Source organism: Acetobacter fabarum (assembly GCF_029069195.1).
Taxonomy (GTDB): Bacteria; Pseudomonadota; Alphaproteobacteria; order Acetobacterales; family Acetobacteraceae; genus Acetobacter; species Acetobacter fabarum_A.
The window spans coordinates 80,042-100,664 of record NZ_JARDYK010000012.1; the positions used below are offsets into that span (position 1 = coordinate 80,042).

General features: G+C 52.0%; 14 protein-coding genes, 4 pseudogenes and 1 other annotated feature. Of the genes and pseudogenes, 8 read left to right on the forward strand and 10 right to left on the reverse strand.

Features of this window, described 5'->3' with window-relative positions:
• Window positions 1–9: 9 nt before the first annotated feature.
• Complete coding sequence (locus tag PY793_RS12375) at window positions 10–4,038, reverse strand: EAL domain-containing protein (RefSeq protein WP_275178321.1); 4,029 nt, start codon at window positions 4,036–4,038, stop codon at window positions 10–12.
• A 681-nt stretch (window positions 4,039–4,719) separates the two neighbouring features.
• Here PY793_RS12375 and PY793_RS12380 point away from each other — a divergent pair.
• The 4 genes and pseudogenes from PY793_RS12380 to PY793_RS12390 all read left to right on the forward strand — a co-directional run bounded on the left by PY793_RS12380 (window position 4,720) and on the right by PY793_RS12390 (window position 8,927).
• Window positions 4,720–5,286: an RNA polymerase sigma factor gene (locus tag PY793_RS12380; protein WP_275178322.1), complete on the forward strand. Its 567-nt coding sequence runs from the start codon at window positions 4,720–4,722 to the stop codon at window positions 5,284–5,286.
• Window positions 5,264–5,401 (forward strand): annotated as a pseudogene (locus tag PY793_RS14215) (FecR/PupR family sigma factor regulator); the annotation flags it as partial. The gene PY793_RS12380 and the pseudogene PY793_RS14215, both read left to right, overlap by 23 nt.
• A 168-nt stretch (window positions 5,402–5,569) precedes the next feature.
• Complete coding sequence (locus PY793_RS12385; protein WP_275178323.1) at window positions 5,570–6,163, forward strand: FecR family protein; 594 nt, start codon at window positions 5,570–5,572, stop codon at window positions 6,161–6,163.
• 274 nt (window positions 6,164–6,437) lie between these two features.
• Entirely contained in the window at window positions 6,438–8,927 is a 2,490-nt protein-coding gene (locus tag PY793_RS12390) for a phosphocholine-specific phospholipase C (RefSeq protein ID WP_275178340.1), read from the forward strand.
• Between the two features lie 85 nt (window positions 8,928–9,012).
• On the opposite strand, the gene PY793_RS12395 is transcribed toward PY793_RS12390, so the two are convergent.
• The 4 genes and pseudogenes from PY793_RS12395 to PY793_RS12410 form a co-directional block, all read right to left on the reverse strand.
• Window positions 9,013–9,423 carry a DUF488 domain-containing protein gene (locus tag PY793_RS12395; protein ID WP_275178324.1) on the reverse strand — a complete coding sequence of 137 codons (411 nt, stop codon included), beginning with the start codon at window positions 9,421–9,423 and terminating at the stop codon, window positions 9,013–9,015.
• On the reverse strand, window positions 9,420–11,762 hold the full coding sequence (locus PY793_RS12400) for a nitric-oxide reductase large subunit (RefSeq protein ID WP_275178325.1): 2,343 nt from the start codon (window positions 11,760–11,762) through the stop codon (window positions 9,420–9,422). Before PY793_RS12400 ends, PY793_RS12395 begins: the two co-directional genes overlap by 4 nt.
• A gap of 95 nt (window positions 11,763–11,857) precedes the next feature.
• Window positions 11,858–12,020: pseudogene (locus PY793_RS12405) on the reverse strand (globin family protein); the annotation flags it as partial.
• On the reverse strand, window positions 11,983–12,288 hold the full coding sequence (locus PY793_RS12410; RefSeq protein WP_275178327.1) for a hypothetical protein: 306 nt from the start codon (window positions 12,286–12,288) through the stop codon (window positions 11,983–11,985). The pseudogene PY793_RS12405 and the gene PY793_RS12410, both read right to left, overlap by 38 nt.
• Window positions 12,289–12,371: 83 nt before the next feature.
• Between PY793_RS12410 and PY793_RS12415 the strand changes: the two are divergent.
• Window positions 12,372–12,583 (forward strand): annotated as a pseudogene (locus PY793_RS12415) (IS3 family transposase); the annotation flags it as partial.
• A gap of 30 nt (window positions 12,584–12,613) precedes the next feature.
• Here PY793_RS12415 and PY793_RS12420 read toward each other — a convergent pair.
• A complete protein-coding gene (locus PY793_RS12420) occupies window positions 12,614–13,555 on the reverse strand; it encodes a LysR substrate-binding domain-containing protein (protein WP_275178328.1) in 942 nt (313 codons plus the stop codon).
• Between the two features lie 77 nt (window positions 13,556–13,632).
• On the opposite strand from PY793_RS12420, the gene PY793_RS12425 reads away from it, so the two are divergent.
• From PY793_RS12425 to PY793_RS12440, 3 genes and pseudogenes are all read left to right on the forward strand, one after another.
• Window positions 13,633–14,577 (forward strand): MBL fold metallo-hydrolase, encoded by a 945-nt coding sequence (locus PY793_RS12425; protein ID WP_275178329.1) that lies wholly within the window; start codon window positions 13,633–13,635, stop codon window positions 14,575–14,577.
• Window positions 14,574–15,575: an alpha/beta hydrolase gene (locus PY793_RS12430; protein ID WP_275178330.1), complete on the forward strand. Its 1,002-nt coding sequence runs from the start codon at window positions 14,574–14,576 to the stop codon at window positions 15,573–15,575. Before PY793_RS12425 ends, PY793_RS12430 begins: the two co-directional genes overlap by 4 nt.
• A gap of 263 nt (window positions 15,576–15,838) precedes the next feature.
• Window positions 15,839–16,995 (forward strand): annotated as a pseudogene (locus tag PY793_RS12440) (IS3 family transposase).
• Window positions 16,063–16,179 (forward strand) — a sequence feature (AL1L pseudoknot). It overlaps the preceding pseudogene by 117 nt.
• Here the strand turns inward: PY793_RS12440 and PY793_RS12445 are convergent.
• From PY793_RS12445 to PY793_RS12460, 4 genes are all read right to left on the reverse strand, one after another.
• Window positions 16,992–17,159 carry a hypothetical protein gene (locus PY793_RS12445; RefSeq protein ID WP_275178331.1) on the reverse strand — a complete coding sequence of 56 codons (168 nt, stop codon included), beginning with the start codon at window positions 17,157–17,159 and terminating at the stop codon, window positions 16,992–16,994. The pseudogene PY793_RS12440 and the gene PY793_RS12445 overlap by 4 nt on opposite strands.
• A gap of 118 nt (window positions 17,160–17,277) precedes the next feature.
• Window positions 17,278–19,335: a hypothetical protein gene (locus PY793_RS12450; protein WP_275178332.1), complete on the reverse strand. Its 2,058-nt coding sequence runs from the start codon at window positions 19,333–19,335 to the stop codon at window positions 17,278–17,280.
• Between the two features lie 291 nt (window positions 19,336–19,626).
• Window positions 19,627–20,010, reverse strand: a complete 384-nt coding sequence (locus PY793_RS12455; protein WP_275178333.1) for a hypothetical protein — start codon at window positions 20,008–20,010, stop codon at window positions 19,627–19,629.
• The gene (locus tag PY793_RS12460; protein WP_475638945.1) at window positions 19,985–20,560 is read right to left on the reverse strand and encodes an RNase A-like domain-containing protein; all 576 of its coding nucleotides are present in this window, start codon (window positions 20,558–20,560) and stop codon (window positions 19,985–19,987) included. The genes PY793_RS12455 and PY793_RS12460 overlap by 26 nt, the downstream gene beginning before the upstream one ends.
• Window positions 20,561–20,623: the final 63 nt, after the last annotated feature.

Here is a 20,623-nt window from a genome sequence, read left to right on the forward strand (position 1 = left end):
GACCCGAACCTAATGGGTTACAACTCGATCAACCAGCCACTCACGCAAAGTATGCACCACCTCTTCTGCCACAGGTCCGGTAGATAAAAGCCTATACCACCGGGCGGCATCATGATCGTCCCGGCCCAGTTTTTCCAGCCAGCGCACAAACGGCCCATTTTCCAGATGGAACTGCCCCGCTACTGGCTTGCCACGTGTAGCGACCCACATATAAGCCAGCGCTCCAAGATCATAATAAATTTCGTTTTCTTTTTCTTCCGGAATAAGTTTCGAGTTAACCCGATACCACTCCAGAAAATCATCAGGCGGCATCGGGCGGGCTATGCCAAATCCCTGTCCATAGTGACACCCAAGATAGCGCATGGCCTCAATGACTTCAGCATTTTCCAGGCCTTCGACCACAACCAGGCTACTCAGATCACGCCCCATCTCCCGCAACGAACGAATGACACTGAAGATTTGCAAAGGCACATCTCGAATATGGTGTAATAAACCACGATCTACCTTAATGCTATCAAACGCCATTGCAGAAAGCCGCATGAGATTGCTATGGCCTGCCCCCAGATCGTCTATAGCCATCTGCACACCCATTGCCCGGAAATCCCGGAGAGCAGCTTCCTGCTTGCCAGAGTCAATATCCTGAGTTTCCAGCACTTCCAGTGTCAGACGGGCGGGCGGCATATTGTAACGCTTCAGCATATTGCCAACAATATTCAGAATATTGGCATTGGATAAGCAGGACGGTGGCAAATTGAGGGAAAGTTCTGTGGACAGACCATTCTCATCCCATGACTTCAACCATGCCAACCCCTGCTCCAGCCCGATTTCAAACAGTCGGTCCAGATCATCATGTCCCAGCAGCGGCAGGAAAATTGCGGGGGAAACAATCGTCCCGTCAGTATCCTTCAGGCGGGCAAGGGCTTCGACTTTCCGCAAATGTCCGGTACGCAGATCCACAACAGGCTGCATGAACATACACAGCCCGCCCGAAAACAGGCGCTCCAGCAGAAGAGAGGAGCGTTCATCGGACATGCCTTGTCTGTCACGCCATAGTTTTTCCCATTTTTCCTGCAAACCGCTAGAAAATTGGTGCATCCTGCTCGTCTCAAACTGGTTGGGACAAGCACCAAACAAGGTCAGAACCAACGCCGTCGTTCCATCCTGACGCCGGATAGGAACACTCATGGCCGAATAGATCCGCAAATCAGTCAACAGTGTATGCCATGGCGCCATATCAGCATCCAGAGCAATGGACGGGCAGGTTTGCAAAGTGCCCGTACGCCAAGCCTGAGCCCCTATAAAGTTGCCATACTGCGACTTGGTGACAACCGGCCGTGCATCACCGCGTAGAAGAGCCTCATCCAGCACCGTGGCACACGGGCCAGCCATGGCCTGCGCGACCAGTTCCCCTTCCGCATTGGAACGAATTAAAAAAGCTGCCTGAATGCCGGGTAATTTTGCCAGTGCAAGCAGCGCTTCAACACTGGCCTTCCCCCATGTCCCCTCGGCCACCTGAGAGGACAGAAAAGTCATATAGGCTTTATGAACCCCCAATCTTACCAGACGCCGCATCCTGCGATCATCCCGGTAGCGGGCTTCCACAATCTGTTGCACAAGATAGCGGTCATCACCCTTGATGCCCTCGTTTTCCATCTCTGCCAGCAGCAGACGCAGATAACCGGTCTGCTCGGCAACAAGCACGACCGGGTCCACACCAAACAGCGTATACATTGTACCCAGTGTGTGCGCTGCGGCCAGAACGTCTTTTCTGACAGTCGTGGCAGAAGCCAGAAATTCCAGATGCTGTAATTCCCGCTCAATCAGGCGAACATGCTGGTCCTGCGTCAGATGCTCCAGAAACGGTGTTCCACCATTTTTTTTCCAGATAGCAGGTATGACAGCGTTACGTACGCTCTCGCGAATTTTTGTGACAGCCTTGACGGCCCGCCCCAGAAGCTCTGCCGATTTGGTTCCATAAGGAGCTACCGGATACAAATCCGTTGCGGCATCATCTTCCAGATCCAGCGCATCCTCAAGGGCGGCGGCAAAGTGCCAGCTGGCATCACTTTTGTCCGGATTTTGCTTGGCTTTGTACATGGCGCGGTCAGCCTGCCGCAACAACGCGTCTGGCTTGTCACCATCCTGCGGGCACAGCACCACCCCCATGGTAAGCCCGACTTTGGCGGTCTTACCATCTGCTATAACAAACGGTTCCGCTACAACCGAGGACAAATTGTCCAATGCAGTGGCGACCTGCTCGTTTGCCATGCCCGTGTCCAGGTTTTCCAGAACAACGACAAACTCATCTCCCCCCAGCCGAGCGACATAACCGCTCTCGCGCAGGGTCTCCCACAGCCGCTGGCTCAGTTCAGTCAGAACCTTATCCCCTGCGGCATGGCCATAAGTATCATTAACAGCTTTAAAGCCGTCCAGATCCATCAACCCGATTGCCAGAGATGTGCCGCGCTCACTCGCGCGTTCCTGCGCTTTGGGCAGGTATTCCTCCAACGCCAGTCGATTAGGCAACGCGGTCAACGCATCGCGGCGCGCCCGCAACTCCTCCTCGTGTCGCAATTTTTGTAAATTACGTCCACAATCCAGCCGATCCAGACTTTGCCCCAGCAATTCGGCCACCCGCCGACACAAGATGATGCTTTGTTCATCAAAACCATCAGCACGCTGCGTGGTAAAAGTCAGAACCGACCAGACCTGCCCTCCCCGTAGCACGGGAAGAGACAGAAGGCCCTTCCACCGGTAATCCACGATTTTCTGGTAACCGTTGATTCCAAACAACTTGGTCTCAGGGTCATTGGTATAGACAAGCCTTTTTTTCAACCATGCCTGTACTGTTATCGGGAGAGTGCCGGACTCTTCATCAATTGACCATTTTAACCGGGCAATAGCGCTCCCACCCAAGCCTGCATATGCCCGCAAATGCATGTGGCCGGACAGATCCGGTTGTGCCAGCCAGACCGTGCTGAACAAAGTATTGTCAACCAGAGCACTGCAAACGGCATGGCATTTTTCAGCTTCATCCTCGACCGTCAGCATGGCCGAAGCAGCATTGATCAACGCGCGATACAGGCGTTGCGCTTCATCGCGCTCCGTCACATTCTCCATAGTCCAGACAGAATCCAGACCGGACTGGTCTCCCAGCATGACAGCAGACAGATCGACAACAATATCCTGCCGATCCGACGAAGACAGACGCACGCCAGACAGTTTGGCCTGTCCAGTTTTGTGCAGTTGTTGCTGAGCCTGCTCCATTTGCCGGTCAGGGTTTTTTCCCGCCAGAATGGAAGACACGGAAGCATTATGCATATCGCTTGACGAACACCCGACAAGCGCCGCTGCGCTGGCATTCGCACGTTGGATCCGGTCGTCGCGCAACAACATGATGCCAACCTGTGAACGGTCAAGCTGGGCAGCACGCGACCAGAGCTCGTCATAGATTTTCAATCCGCGCGACAAAACCGTAGCTGTGTCATTCAAGATAGTCTTTATGACGGGATCGAACGCATCATCCTGCCCATCGTAAACGCCAAACACAGCCCAGACCTTGCCCGCCCGCCATATCGGCATCACCGCACACGAGCTTACATCTTCTTTCTGCAGACACTTCCACCAGGTCTGCAATACGGCCTCCCGCAGAACATCGCCGCAAAAAGCCGGTTGACCACTATGCCAAACCTGCCCAAGATAGCCATAATACTCAGACCTGTCGGGACGTACCGAAAAAGCGGGCTGATGCATCTGTTCCACAGGGCCGCTGCTCACCAGCAGATGGAATTCCCCTGCATCATCCGGCTGAGCAACAAATGCAGCCCGAAGGCGTGCAGTCCGGGTTGCGGCTTCACATACATTCTGCAACCAGACAGTTTCATCCAACGCAGGATCAAAAACCACGCCAACACGAGCCAGAAAGGCGTTAAAACCATTCTGGCGCTCCAACGTCTTACGCTGCCCACTGTCCAACGCCGCTTCTGCCAAGGTGGTTAGGCGGCGCGAATCAGATCGCAAGGCACGCAGAAAACGCATATGCTCAATCCAGTCTTAAAACACAAAATATAGTTATTGCATGCCCGACAGGAAACAACGCTTATGCCAGTCTGATATGCCTTGTAATACTCTCTGCCCCAACAAATCCACGGAAGGCAGAGTTGGTGCATTTCTTTACACAATTTTATATTTTATACAACAATTCTTAACAGTCTGGCGCAGGTGTGGGGAACAACGTAGCGCTCGGCGCTGTCAGCTACATTTATGAATGTTAACGATCAAATTCAGGCGTACGGCATACGCTCAGTTACGAAGGATGATACTTGAGGCAAACTGAACGTCCGCGTGAACGTTGATCCAGCTTATCATAGCAGGTCGCAACGCCACGGACCGTTTGATTTTATTGAATGTTTTTTTGATAAGGTTAAGTTGTCTGCCAAAGAGCATGGCATCTAAAAAAAAGCCACTGCGTATTTTGCTCTAAATGCAAGGTGAGATACGCCTTCATTATCAAGCATCGCGGTCATTCTGGCATTCGGGCGATACGCCGCTGCCTGACCATGCAACCCGATAACCATCATATCTGGCGGAAGGACCGTTGAGCCAACAGGCCTTGAAGAGATTGGTTCAGGAGTGATTTTCGCATTCTGTCATAAAACGTTCACAAACAAAGAATGATAAAATGCTAAACGTCCTGCGCATTCAGGGTGGGGCGTCTTCATGCTTGGCGATCAACATTACAGTTACTGGTTGGCAAGACATATTCTGCCGAATGAGCACCTTGTCAGAACATGGCTTGGTCGCTTTTCTCATATTGAGGTAGATGACATCATTCAGGAAGCTTACGTCATTATGGCGGAAGCTGAGATTGATAATATTTCCAATCCTACCGCCTATTTTTATACAGTTTGCCGGAACATTGTTTTGAAACATTATAAAAAGGCTCGTGTTGTAGAAATAGTCGCTCTGGCTGATGTCCAGAACGATCTGCTGCCAGATCATACGCCTTCTCTTGAAGCTGTTGCAGATGCCAGAGCTGAATTGAGGTTTCTGAATTCAGTAATCCAGCGTCTGCCTGAACGCTGTCGTAATGTGTTTATTGATCGTAAAATTAACGGATTCACGCAAAGAGATTGTGCGAAAAATCTTGGGATTTCAGAAAATAGTGTTGAAAAACAACTGGCTCGCGCGCTGTTTTCCATTTCAAAACTCTATGCCCAACGCGATAAAAGCCAGACAATACCCATAAGAGGAGGTGTGGATAATGACAAAAAAAGCCACTCCTGATCAGGTCGCCGCAGAATGGATCGCACGCCTTGACAGGCGGAAGTTGACAGAAGACGAAAACCGTCTGTTACAGAACTGGATTGGTGCGGATGTCAGGCATGAAGGCGCCTTTCTGCGATGTCAGGCTATATGGCACGCCACAGACAGGGCACGGGCGTTACGATCCCCGACCGCTGTCTGGAATCAGAGACGACGGCTTCCTTCCAGACGAATGTTTTTATCAACAGCGGTTGCAGCGTCCCTTTGCGCGTTTTTTGTGCCAGCCGGAACAACAGAAGCAAAAATGCGCTATGAAACCCACAGAAACATTCTGCACACTCCAGAGCAATGGCGTAGAAAACTGGCGCTAGACTGCCATACCAGAGTTGAAGACAGTTCTTGTGACACCCGTGTGCTTTCTGGTCGCTGTTATGTTTCCGCATACGATGGGCTGGTGAAAACAGCCAATCTGAGATTTGTAGTGAACGGCAGCCTGCTGGTTTTTCAAGGACAGAATCATGAAAGCGGTGTCGTGGTTAACGGCAGCGCACATGTGTGGGGGCGTGACCTATCCGACCCTAAATATCTTGCCACAGGCACTCGTATTACGGTGACATCACGCGGAACATTACAGTTCAGCCATCTGGATAAGGATGAACTGACCCGCCTCATCGCATGGACAACAGGCCAAGTGGCACTGGAAACAGAAACCATTTCCGAAGCCGCGGATATTTTCAATCGCTACAATAAAAAACAGATCATTCCGTCCTTTCGGTTGGGCGATCAGAGGCTCTCTGGCTTATTCGACCTTAATCGACCTGATATGTTTGTGCAGGCGGCACAGAGCATTGCAGGTGCACGGGTAAAAGAGGACCCACTCCATTTTTATCTGGAATAGACTCTTTGTATCGGCTGCCTGTCTTATAACTGTCACAAAAAAAAACGGCGGAAAAGGAAATGCCGACGACTCATTAAAGACAGATGCTTCTGTTACACAAGGATGCTGTCATGTCTTTTTCTGTACTGAAGCACGCAACACCGCAACATCATAGCTGCAGCATAAATAATATATTTTTTGATACAGGGTATTTTCTCACCGTGAGAGTGCTCGGCTATATGCACCATTTCCAGCAGCCTCATATTTTTCATGAGATGAACAAGAGGGTATGACAGTGACAACACGTAGAGATTTTTTAAAATACGCCCTCTTGTCCGGTGCCGCAGCCGGATCTGCTTCAGTGCTGCCTTCTTCCATACAACGGGCCTTTGCCATTGCGCCAGATATTGGCTCAACATGGAAAGATGCAGAACACGTTGTTATTCTTATGCAGGAAAACCGCTCATTCGATCATGTCTTCGGCACTCTTCAGGGGGTCCGGGGATTTAACGACCCCCGTGCAATACGGCAACAGAACGGACTTCCAGCTTTTGCGCAAAGCAGCAAATCGGGCGAAACTTACTTACCGTGGCGGTTGAACATCAAGGATACACGTGTAACGTGGATGGGCTCAATCCCTCATTCCCGCGACAGTCAGGTTGATGCATGGAATAACGGGGGCCATGATCAGTGGATTGATGCCAAAAAATCGCATCACAAAGGATATGGCAAATATCCCTTGACGATGGGATATTATACTCGTGAAGATCTTCCATTTTACTACGCTCTGGCTGATGCTTTTACTGTTTGTGACCAGAACTACTGTGGCGCAATGACCAGTACCAGCCCTAACCGCCTTTTGTTCATGACCGGAACAATAAGAAATCAACAGGATGTTTCGTCAAAGGTCTATATACGCAATGACGAAATCCTTGAAGGGGGAATGACATGGGCTACCTTTCCCGAGCGGTTGGAAAAAGCCGGTATTTCTTGGAAATATTATCAAAATGAATTGTCACAAACCGGTGGCATGAGTGAAGCTGAGGATGCGTGGCTCAGTAATTTCAGCACAAACATTCTGGAATATTTTGATCAGTATTGTGTTTCTGCCAATCCGGGTTTTGGGGACTGGCTGGAGGCACGAATCAGCGAGTGTCAAAGTGATATCGCAGAGTTGCATAGCCGAGAGATGCTTGCGTCTGAAGCTCACAACGAACAGTTGGTCGAAGCACGCGCTTTGCTTGAAGTCCTTTTGCGAAGACGTTCTGTTTCTGGCTTGACGAAAGAAAAACTGACAGAATCAGAGCGCAATCTTTTCGAAAAAGCATTTGTGACTAATAGTGGAGATAATAATTATCGAAAACTTGAAGAACTGGTTTTTCATGACGGAGCAAACACTCTGCATATGCAGGCACCGAAGGGCGATATTCTGCACCAGTTTCGTCAGGATGTAAAAACCGGAGCACTGCCAACAATTTCCTGGCTTTCCGCGCCGGAACATTTTTCCGATCATCCAAGCTCTCCGTGGTACGGCGCATGGTATGTGTCAGAAGTGATGGACATTCTGACGGAAAACCCAGAAATATGGAAAAAAACCATTTTCATTATAACCTATGATGAAAATGACGGATATTTTGACCATTGCTGTTCATATGCTGCACCAGACCCCAGCCGCCCGGAAACAGGACGGTCTTCAGCCAGTATTGGTCCGGATGGGCTTGAGTATACCACAGCCAAGGACGAAATAGATATGGGAGTGCCAGCTCATCTGGCGCGTACCGGTCCGATCGGTCTTGGTTTTCGTGTACCAATGATTGTCGCCTCACCATGGAGCCGGGGCGGGTGGGTAAATTCACAGCTTTTCGAACATACTTCGACCTTGCGTTTTCTGGAATCATTCGTTCAGGAAAAATTTGGCAAGACCGTTAAAGAGACCAATATTTCGCCATGGCGACGGGCAATTAGCGGTAACCTTACGTCGTGTTTCCGCCCGTATGATGGCTCGATCCCGACCTTACCGTACCTGAACCGCGATGCTCATTTACACATGATTGAAGACGCGCGCGACCAGCCCATGCCCGGTGGCTTTCATTCCCTTACAGCTACCGAAGTTTCGGCGCTGCGCGCCGTCCCCACAGACGTTCGCAAAACTATCCAGCAGGAACCTGGTACCCGCCCTTCCAGTGCTTTGCCGTATGAGCCCTATTGTGATGGCAGTATCGAGAAAAACGGAAGTGCAATTACTCTGCGTCTCCATGCCGGAACCAGCATTCATGGAAACCACGCAGCTGGTTTACCTTTCAATGTCTACTATCACGATGTTAAGACCTCTTCGGGCATGCAAGTGGCCACTTATGCTGTAGCAGCGGGAGATACGTTAAATATCCCCTTCAGCACGTCATCTTTTAAAAACCAAATGTACGATGTTTCAGTCCACGCACCGAATGGTTTTTACCGGGGGTACAAAGGGCAATTGGACGGCCCTCAGCTTCATATCGAAACTCGTTACCTCCACGCCAAAAAGAAAGACCTCATCCTGCGCCTGACCAATCATGGAATGAAACCGGCAAACATTATCAGTGTAATGAAAAGTCAGGGAGGGCAAAAAATGCTCACCCTGCCACCAGGACAGAGCACTGAACTTGCATTTGATCTGACGAAATACTCAATGTGGTATGATATTATTTTAACCAGTCCTGATGATTCTGATTTTCTGTGGCATTTTGCTGGCCGGATTGAAACCGGGCGTCCCGGACAAACGGATCCGGCAATGGGTACTGTTTAAGCCGGTTCCTGAGAGAAACGACGGGGTCTGGACGTATCACGGTTTAGTTCTGGGCCTTGGGTTGTCTGTTAAGCGATGTATTGTGTCATGACTGGTCCTCTCGTCCATGGCCCGAAGATGCAACCATCGCGGCATCGCACAGAAAATCCCGAAGAACGAGCGCATGATTATAGAGAGGGTCATGCGCTGCATAAAGAAGCGTGATCCTGCTTTTATGCGCCAGTTCCACAAGGCGGGCGATCTCGGCATTTCCGTTTGAAAGCTCATGACGGTATTGCAGCCTGAATTCACTCCAATGCGCCGGATCATGGCCGAACCATTGACGCAGGTGCGGACTTGGGGCCACGTCTTTCAGCCAGAGATCCATCTTCACATCGGCTTTGCGCAGCCCTCGCGGCCAGAGTCGGTCCACCAGCACGCGCAGACCATCGTCGGGTGCGAAGGCATCATACACGCGCTTGAGCCTCACATCCGGAACATCGTGCTTTACCGTCATGGCGTGTTCTCAGTGGGACGGCTTGCGGAACCTGCCCCCGAACCGGGAATGAGCCGCCGCATCCAGCCAGGATAGACCGGCGTAAGCTTGACAAGAAAATCCCACGCCATAATCAGCGCACCAGCCGCAAAGACAACGTCGCCCGGCAAGCGCATCCATTGCCAGAAGAGGGTCTTGTCGTAGAAAACAGCACTACGGGCATAAGCATAACCATGCTCGTACACCGCCAGCAGTTGAGGCCAGCCGATTGGGAAGAAATTGAGCAGCGTCCACAGAACCAGTCCCGCATTGTAGAGCCAGAACGCCCACAGACCAGGCCGTTCGGAGAAACCGGGTTTTTCGGCATGAATATAACGCAGGCAGAAATAGATCAGGCCAATCGCAAGTTCGCCAAACGCGCCGAACAGAGATGAGTGCGCATGATTGAGCGTCAGGAACGTACCGTGTTCGTAGTAATTCACTAGCGGCGCATTCAGTAGACCGCCGCCATAAACACCAGCGCCGACGAAGTTCCAGAAGGCCGCTCCGATGACGTAAATGGTCCCCAGCCGGTAACGGAAATCCTCCTGCTTCTTGATCATCCGATAGTGGCTGATTCCCTCCATGATAAGCAATACAAGCGGCAGCACCTCAATGAAGGAGAACATCGTGCCGAACGGAATCCACAGGCTCGGCGCGCCCGCCCAGTAAAGATGATGGCCGGTACCAATCACACCGCCCAGAAAGATCAGGATGACTTCGAAATACATGCCCCGCTCAGCAAGCTGGCGCGAGATCAGACCCGTAGCCATCAACGTCCAGGCAGTCATCGCCGCTGCGAAGAACTCAAAGGACTGTTCCACCCACAGATGGACGACCCACCAGCGCCAGAAGTCCGAGAGCGTGAAGGATTTCTCGATGCCGGTCAGCGGGATCATGCCGCAGGCATACAGCAATGCGACATTAACGGTAGACGCCCAGATGAGGTGTTCCAACCGGATATGACCGGACCAGAAACTGTGCGCCGCACGGGTCCACAGTGAAACCGATGGCCACAGAGCACGCATAACGAGGGCGCTCCACAAAAGCAGTCCCCCGAAGAATCCAATCTGCCAGAAGCGACCGAGCTGGATATAGGACAAACCCTGATTTCCGAACCAGAACCAGCTGCCATCGATCACTCCCATGACGCCGAGATAGTTCCCAGCCAAGCCACAGACCACCACGAAGGCCGTTACCCAGAACAGCGCGTCCACAAGCCAGCCCTGCCCTTTGGCTTCCTTTCCACCAGCGATGATGGGTGCGAGAAACAGAGCGGCACCGATCCACGACAGGCCGATCCAGACAATAGGTGCCTGAATATGAAGATCACGCATGACGTTGAACGGAATATATCGATTGATGTCGATGCCGTAAAAACTCGTCCGGTCGCAATACATATGAGCCATGATTGAGCCGACGAGAATTTGCACCAGCAGCAGTAACGCCACCAGAAGAAAATATTTCCAGATCTTCTTCTGACTCGGGGTCAGAGGATGAAAGACGAGAAGCTCGGCGTCCCGAACCGCCGTGTCTGCATCGTTGAGCCAATATTCGTAGATAAACAGCACGGCGCCAAAAGCCAGAAAAACAAAGCCGAAGCTCGCCCATGTCCAGATAAATGTTTCTCCTGTCGGCGCATTACCCACCAATGGTTCGTAAGGCCAGTTCTGCGTCCATGAATAGTCCGCACCTGGACGCCAGGCGACCGTTGTGAGGGCCGAATAGATCAGGAAATCGGCCGTCTTGTCCGCAAGTACGGGGGAAAGACTCTGCGCCCCGGCCCAGCCGGCTTTGCGGTCCGGATGAAGAAGCCCCTCCACCGTTGCCGCGCGAACGGATACGATCGCTGCCGCCAGTTCCGTTGGCAGCGTCACTGTTGACGCAGTCAGGTCGAGATGATGAAGATCACCGCGCATTCTCGCCGTAATGGCGTCCTGCCTCTCCTCCGAGAGGCTTGCGAACGCTGTATGATCGTCTGCGCTCGCGATATTATCGCGCGTGGCAAGCGCCAGCCGCTTCATGATCGAAGCAGTGTAATCCTCGCCGTAATAGGAGCCCATGCCATACAGGCTACCATAGTCCATCAGGTCGGCTTTCTGGAAACCACCCTTGCCCGCAACAATATCCCTCCCGGTTATGAGAACGTCACCATTGACCGAGACAAATTTCTCCGGCTGGGGAGGCGCCCCCTTGTAGGTCGCTTGCGTCGTCCAGATGAGAAGCACCGCAGTCAGAAGACCGGTCGCGAGGAGAATCCATTTCAGGACAGTACTGACCGGATCAGCGACCGGCCTGACAATGGAAGATGAGTCCGGCATTGCACTAGCTCCTGATATGGCCGCACGAAGAGCCACGCCCCCGCGCGATGAGCGCCCGAAAAATGTCAGGCTACGGAGAGAAACAGATCGCGGTCATGCTTTTCGGCAATTCTCTCGACCATGCCGCTGAGCGCGCCGAGGTCGTTGATATGCTCGACATAGCACAGCGCAGCCAGCGCCTTGGGCTGCCCGCGTCCAGCTATAGGAGGGGTTGAACAGGTCACGCATGGCCGGGGTGGAGAGCAGACGCTTGTAGATTGACGGAGATAATCGCACGCGTCTTGTCGTCGAGAGAGACGGGCACGAGTTCCTCCTTTAAGGTGCACATTCCGCACCTCTTTTTAGCCGCATTGGAAAACATGTCAAGTTTATACACCTTTACATGATCATGAAATTTACTTTGCAAACCGACCATGCCTTGCGCACCCTGATCGCTCTGGATGGCCGGACTGAGCGACCAGCAGTAACCCTGAATGACCGCGGGTTTTATGGAGACAGGCAGACCCGAGAGGTAAGAAGAATTCATGAGCCATAAACCGAAGCGTTTTCCGCCGGAATTTCGTGACTGTGCAGCCCGCATGGTTCTGGAAGAAGAGAAGAACCATCCGTTCCGATAAGGGTAGTCAATATGTGTCCCTTCGCTACACGCAAAGACTGGCTGAAACAGGCCTCGCTGCCTCTGTCGGAAGCGTTGGGGATTCCTATGATAATGCTTTGGCCGAGACCATTAACGGACTTTACAAAACCGAACTCATCTATCGACAAGGACCATGGAAAACAGGGAAGCTGTTGAGCTGGCAACGCTTAAATGGATTGACTGATTCAACACCCGGGGCAGTTCAATTTTATATTTAAAAATTGGAACTCTGGATGTCCTTTTTTAATATCGATGCTACAGCAGCACGCAGCCACATGGCAGCAGGATCACGGTCGCTACGGGCAGACCAGACCATCGAAATAGCAGGAATACGCAGGTCCAGCGGTACAGGACGCAGCACCAGACCAAAATGAGACGCATGCTGGTGCGCGATGCGGCTGGGTAACGTCGCCAGAACAGGTGCGGCTGCCGCAGTCGCAAGGGCAGTCAGGAAGTCTGATACGGCCAGAACGACGTTAAGTTTCTGACCGATCTGCCCCAAAGCTTCAGACAGACATCCTTGAATATCATCCTTCAACGTCATGAGCACATGCGGCAACGCAAGATAGCGCTCAACCGTGATCTGAACGTCCGGATCGATCAGATCAGGGTTAAAACAGCAGACTAGTGACTGCTCATATAGCGGCATACCGCAATGGCGTTCCAGACCGAAGTCAAAACATCCGACTGCGATATCCAGCTTGCCGGTATCCAGCAACGTATGCACTTCATTTCGTGGTAAACCGCGAGCTAGCAGCCTGATCCCCGGGGCATGGTGTTGTAGATAAGCCGTCAATCCCGGCATTAAAAAAACTTCAAGTTCGGATGAAAATCCAAAACGGAAAATCCGCTTCTCTGTCTCCGGGTCAAATCGATCCTCGGCTGTCAGAATACCTTGAACCTGCCTCAACATCTCAGCGACACGTGGAGCCATGGCAACTGCTTTGGCGGTAGGCAGCATGACGGCACCTGTTCTGACCAGCACCTCATCTGCCAGAAGTATCCTGAGCGTTGCCAGAGCATGGCTCATTGCCGGTTGTCGAATGCGCAAACGATGAGCTGCTTTTGTGACACTACGTTCTGACACAAGGGCGTCAAAAGCAATTAGCAGATTAAGGTCAAAGGACCTAAGATTGAAATGGTCAATGGGCTTCATGTGTCAAATCGATTTGTATGATGGTTGGAGGCACCCTAACTTGAGAGACGACGGAAAACAATTGCATTGGGGCTAAAATGACAGCGGCTTTTCAGGTAGGAGATGCCCGCATTACGCGTATTCAGGAACTGCACTGGGACAACGCTGACCCCGGAAGACTGTATCCGGATATCGATCCTGAGGCGTTGGCGACCTTTGGTCCGTCCCTGACGCCCGGCTCCTTTAACAGCGCCACCGGCAGGCTCGCGCAAGGAACCCACGCCTGGCTCGTCCAATTACCGGGCACCGCTATCCTGGTCGATACAGCCACCGGGAATGACAAACCCTTGCCAGCCGCTCCAGCACTTGATCACCTGCATACGCCGTTTCTTGCGCGTCTCGCAGCAGCAGGCGTGCAGCCCGAGCAGATTGATGCTGTGCTGCACACGCATATCCACGCCGATCATGTCGGGTGGAACACCCATTTGCGCGACGGAAAATGGGTGCCGACTTTTCCGAACGCACGTCATTATTTTTCGGAAATTGAAGCACGTTATGGTGCCAGCAATGACGGCATTGATCCAGCACCGGATCTGCCTCCTGAGGTTTTGGGGCCTCCAGACCATCGCCCGCTGCGCCGTGTCTATCAGGACAGTATACTCTCTGTGATCGAAGCCGGGCTTGGGCGGCCTATCATGATCGACGGTCAGGAAATTCTTGCAGGTCTCTCCTTCCATTCGACCCCGGGACACAGCATTGATCATGCCTCAATCCGCCTGCGGTCGCAGGGGCAGGAAGCCTGGTTTACGGGAGATGTCATGCATCATCCACTTCAGGTCTATCGCCCGGATCTCCGGTCTGTTTACTGCGAATTCATTGATGCCGCAGAACGCTCACGCCGGTGGCTGCTCGAACTGGCAGCCGAAAGTGGAAACCTGTGTTTTACTCCTCACTTTGCGGAAACGAGTGCGGGTTATGTCAGACGCCGTGAGGGTGGGTTCTCATGGGAATTTGCCCAGCCAAATGCAGGAGAGATCAAATGATAAACATTCATACGGAAAATCTGCATATCCCGAGTGATACTGCTGGCATTTCACTTCACCTGCGCCGAAAGCGCCGCACAGACATCCAGTCATTTGGTCCAGAGCGCACCATTTTGTTGATGCACGGTGCGACGCTGCCTGCGGAAAGTCTGTTTGACGTTCCAGTAGGCGATGGAGCGTTTATGGACAGCCTTGCTCAAGACGGGTTTGACGTCTACGCGCTCAACGTACGTGGCTTTGGTGGCTCAACACGTCCACCCGGCATGGAAGGCGCACCCGAAGACGCTCCTCCTCAGGTCAGAACTGAAACCGCAGTGCGTGATCTGGGAGTCGCCGTCGATTACATCCTGACCCAGCACGCTCTTCCTCGCCTGTGCCTGATTGGCATGTCATGGGGGGGCACCGTTACGGGAACTTATACCGCGGCCAATAATGAGAAAGTTGAAAAACTGGCATTAATTGCACCGCAATGGATTAATAATGGCGTGGCTTTGCTCGATCCCGGTGGGCCTATTCACGCCTATCGACGGTTCGATGTCACGGCATTCCACCAGCACTGGCTGGACGGCGTGCCGAAAGACAAGCGTGGCGAAATTCTTCCTGCGGGATGGTTCGAGCAATGGGTTGCGGTCATGCTCGCCAGTGACCCTGCAGAACAGGATGGCATCATCCGTGCGCCAGCAGGCGTAATTCAGGATATCCGCGAATACTGGTCAGCCGGAAAATCGTTCTACGCGCCAGAAAACATTACTGTCCCGGTTCTTTTGCTCCATGCCGAGTGGGACAGGAGTATAACCACCGCGCAAATGGCGAACCTCTTCCCGCTGTTTCGGAATGCACCTTACCGGCGCTGGGTGGAAATTGGTGAGGGAACGCACATGGTGGTTATGGAGAAGAACCGGTGGCAGGTTCTGGAAAGTATCAAGGTTTTTCTTGCACATACCTGCGGTATCCGTGATTTACCCCTTCATCACCGAGACAGAACTGGTCGCGTCTGACCCTGCCCTCGACATGCCCTCAGATTTAAGTAAGGGTCTGTGCGTTCGCGGTCCAATCGTTCGCCTGACAACAACGTATCCGCCACCAGCGTCAGACATTCGCGCGTGTAGTCGTCCACCACCGTCAGCACCCGGAACCGCCGTCCGTTGTTCAGTGAATTGCCCCGGGTTTTGTGGAGACAGAAAGACCCATGAGGTAAGAAGAATTTATAAGCAACAAATCGAAGCGCTTTCCGCCTGAATTTCGTGACCGTGCAGCTCGCATGGTTCTGGAGGAAGAGAAGAACCATCCTTCGCGGTGGTCTGCGGTGATGATGATAGCGCCAAAGCTGGATATTCATCCTGACACGCTGTCAAAATGGACACGTCTGCATGAGCGGGCCAATACGCCTGTGGTAAATGAGCTGCCTGATCGGGAGAAGGTCAGGCAACTGGAACGCGAGAACCGTGAACTGCGGTAGGCTAATGAGATCCTGCGTAAGGCGTCAGCATATTTTGCCCAGGCGGAACTCGACCGCCGGTTCAGGCCATGATCCGCTTCATTGAGGAACACCGGCAGACATATGGTGTCGGCTCAATCTGCAAGGTTCTGCCGATTGCATCATCTGTCTACTATGCTTATCGGGCCAGACAGAAAAATCCCTGTGTGCGCAGCCAGAAAGACAAAGAACTATGCGATGGCATCCGTAGAGTGTGGAATGATAATTTCTGCGTCTATGGGGCGCGCAAGGTCTGGTATCAACTCAAACGCGAAGGCCTGGATGTCGGCCGCTGCACGGTAGAGCGACTGATGCGCCAGATGGGATTTAAAGGTGTCATTCGTGACCAAGGGGTCAGAACCACCCGGCCAGACCCGCAACGTCCGTGCCCACAGGATATGGTGCAGCGTCAGTTCCATGCACCAACCCCTGACAGGCTCTGGGTTTCGGATTTTACTTACGTTTCCACGTGGCAAGGCTTTGTGTATGTTGCCTTCATCATTGATGTATTTGCTCGCATGATTGTGGAGTGGCGTGTCTCATCAACGGCCCATACCGACTTCGTGCTGGATGCCCTTGAGCAGGCTCTGTGCCAAAGGCGGCCTGAGGGCAAAGTGACCCACCATTCGGACCGTGGCTGTCAGTATGTGTCCATTCGCTACACGCAAAGACTGGCTGAAGCGGGCCTCGTTGCTTCTGTCGGCAGTGTTGGGGATTCCTATGATAATGCTCTCGCGGAGACCATTAACGGACTTTACAAAACCGAACTCATCTATCGGCAGGGACCATGGAAAAACAGAGAAGCTGTTGAGCTGGCAACGTTTAAATGGGTCGACTGGTTCAATAATAGACGGATCCTGTCATCCATTGGAAACATCCCGCCAGCAGAAGCTGAGGAGCGCTTTTATGCAAAACAGAAATCACATGCATTAGCCGCTTAGTTCAGATAAAAAACGTCTCCACAAAACCCGGGGCAATTCAAGGCGGCAATCCACTCTTGCTCGAATCCCTGTCGCATCCGTGCCTTGACGTCCTGCAACGCCTTGAGCGTCAGCACCAGAAGATACTTGACTGACACCGTGCGATTCTCCTTTTTCAGAAACATGGTTGTCCATAGTTTCGGAATTCTCAGGGAAGTACAACTGTAGTGCTAAATCGCGCTGTCAGGCCAACATAAAGATTACGACGTTGATCGGGAGAGAGCAAGTTGGCACCGACCAACCTCAATTCTGCTCCTCTTCAATCAACGCTAATGCCACCCGCAAGGCGTTGATCGTCGCGACTTTCTGCAACGCTGACTTGAGCCGTTTGTTGGTGGTCGGGTCAGGATCTTTGAGCAGATCGCCGACGTCTGTAATGCCGCTGGCTTCGAGTGCTCGTTGGAGTTCTGCGATTTCTTTCGCGGAAGCTTTTTCGTCGGCGTAGTCAGCAACGCCTTTGATCATCAGGTATCCGGTGTTTTCGCCATTTCTTCTCTGACTTGTCTGTCTGGCTGTCAGCGCCGAGCCTTCCATTTCGATTCCGACGATGTTTTCAGGATCGGTCGAAAGGGCTGCCTGAGCGAGATCTGGGGTCAAGTCGTCAAATTTGGCTGCAACGCATATGGAGTGCTTATGGGTGACGAGCGTTATGTCGGCGATACCGCTACGATGTCGATCGATCGACTGAAGACGATTGTGCATCACCGGATCGACGTCACGGCCGTGAGGCTCGGCTACGACCATCCCGTCCCTGGTGCCAATGCGGGTCCCGTTGATAATATTACGCGGCGCCTGCACGTCAAGGAGTTGGCTTTTGTCTGGAATCCCGGCCATCATGCCCACCATCAGGACCGACGCTGGTCTTACTTTACTCTGCAGAAAATCCAATAGGGACGCCATGTCTTCCACACCTTGCGCAGGTGCCTGAATCAAACCGAACTCTAGGTGCCTATCAGATTGAAGCAACACGCGTTCCGCCCGCCAAGTGCTCGACAAATTCATGGTCGCGCGGCTGGCTTTGATCGAATCCAGATACGAACGCACCGCTTCCATTTCTTGGCGAGCAGCGATTACGATAAAGGTGTCCAACGACCTCTCCATATGGCTTGATAGGGCCTCTTTGACACGTTGCCGAATGCTCTGAGCGCTCAAAAACACCGTGATCTCACGCAGCACAGCAGCACTTCGTGCTTCCAGATCGAGTTTCTGCTCTTCCAGCAGTGATATCTTATCTGCTTTCTGTTCACTGAATCGCCTATGGACTTCTATTACATCCGAGATGTCACCGACAGGACCGCGTATTGCTGCGAGATCGATGACGCGCTGCACGCCTGATTTTAAATCGTGCCAAAATGGTCTATCACATAGAATCTCGCGGGCACCTTTGAAAGCATCGAAAGCTGCGCGTCTATGCTGTTCGTTAGGCTCTTGTATCAGGTCTATGAGCGATTTCTCCAACGCGACCACCCGATCGCTAGAATCTGAGCCGTTCAAAGCATTGTCTCGAAGAGTGGTAATAACGCTAACAAAGACTTCTTCTTTTTTTTGGGGTGTTTGAAGTTTCGCAAGTTCCGCTTTAACTGAAACCAGATCCTGCGCTATATTTAATGATTTTACCGTGAGCGTTTTTAAATCTTTGGATTCTACCATATCGACAATAATCTTAAGTATTTGATAGATATTGTCGTCTGGACGAACCTTGTAATGGAAAGGTTTTCTTCCATCGAGAAATGTCAGATGAATACATGGAATATCACTCTCACACAAAGAGAGATAATCGCGGATCTCTCGAATTTGGGAGGTCTGGGAGCGCTCAATATCAAGGTGCCTTGGCCGTTCAGGTTGACGGTACGCGAAACCACAGTCTTCCTGCGTATTTTTCTTTCTCGTAAGTGGATGATGTCCTTCCGTGTGGCTCCTCAGATATTCCAAGGTGTAGTGGCTCGTGACAGAATAGTTGGACGTTGACCGCGACTTTTTGTTATTTATCTTTTTGGAGAGAAATAAGGCTATGTCTGGTGAAAATATCAGTCTTTCCTGGTTATGACCACTGCCCGATTTCCGACATATGCTTTCTGATTTCAGTCTTTGATGTACCGAGTTCCCGGCGAACAGAAAAAGTATTCGAGGCCCAGTAAGATCATCGAGTGAATGCCATGCCTCGAGTATCTCGTCATAGACTTGTGGGGCATCTGCCTTTCTAGCGATAAAGCTAAGGATGACATTATAGCCAGCCTCGCACGCTAGACCGAGACATGACTGGTAAAACTCGACTAATGAAACCTCTTCAGTCACCCACATCGGTTACTCTCCACGACGTTGTTTTAAGCTTATTTTCAAGCAAAGGCAGCAGGAGCGCAAGGCACTAAAGTATATTTGCGCTTATTAGGCGCCCAGACAATTGCTCTAGGTCCGCTTTCCGAAAATGAGAAGCTAGCCTGCAAGGTCTGAAAAGAGGCGACTGCTGCCCGTCTGCTTTTGTCTCGTAGAGCAGATAGGCAGTTCAGGGGGGGGCAAGCGGAAAGTCTGCTTCTGAAACGCCAACACATGAAAGCCGACATCTATATACTCAGTGTTGCGCACGCCTTGTCCCTACACCTCGGGGGCAATCTCTCTTCCCGCCTGTACCTCGGGGTCATTTTCAAAAGCGTGCAGAACAGAGGACCAGAACGCCCTCAGGCTTGGAAAACTGCCCCAATTAGACGGTTCTTCAACATCCGCAGTGGGATTAATACCGAGTACGGCCCAACTGACGCGATCGATGTCCGCATCGCCATAGGCCAGTAACGTCGTTAATTCGTCGATCGTTTGCGTTTTGAATGGCAGATTATATGTGCGAGGTCCCCATTGGATAGCTTCCGCTAGCGTGTTTCCAAACATATCGGCATCTTCACCCAAACAGTTGCCCCCCAGACTAGTCAGGCGCGGAAACTTGTCAAGAATGTCATATTTAGTACAGGCGGACAGTATAGACATAATAATTCATCCCATTGTGTTCTTTTTTGATAATTGTAACAAGGAGGCGGTGTGCGGCTTTGCGTTGTCGATTAGCACTCTCGATCACGATATCTCCCTTTCCCGCGAGATATCCTTCGACGTCGACTGAACTTCCATTTGCGGCGCTCTTGAGCCAGGCATCAATCTTATGGGAGTTAGCTTTGAGAACCCGGTGAATAGCACGTTCAGCCTCTTCCTTCGAAGTGAAGAATGAAACGACAGGGCGTTTTTCCTTCGTAAACCGGCGTTCGATATATTCGTCGCTTGGATCGACGTGCTTTAGCAGGACATGACCCCCTGCCTTGCGATTATGTGGCGGCCCGCAAGGCGGAACTGACAGAGTTTCTCGCGACAGCCGAGGCGCCCCCGTCCCTGCTCCATCCCCAGATGGCGGAATTCTACCACCGGCAGCTCGCGCGCCTGCACAACATGCTGCATTCCGAGCTGGACAGAAACGCCAGGAAGCGGCCGAAGTGACGTGCCCCCCGAAAATGTAACCATTTAAAAGTAGAGTCCGATCAAGAAGGATACGGACGGATGAAACGCAGCCGCTTTACGGAAGAGCAGATCATAGGGATCCTGAAGGAACAGG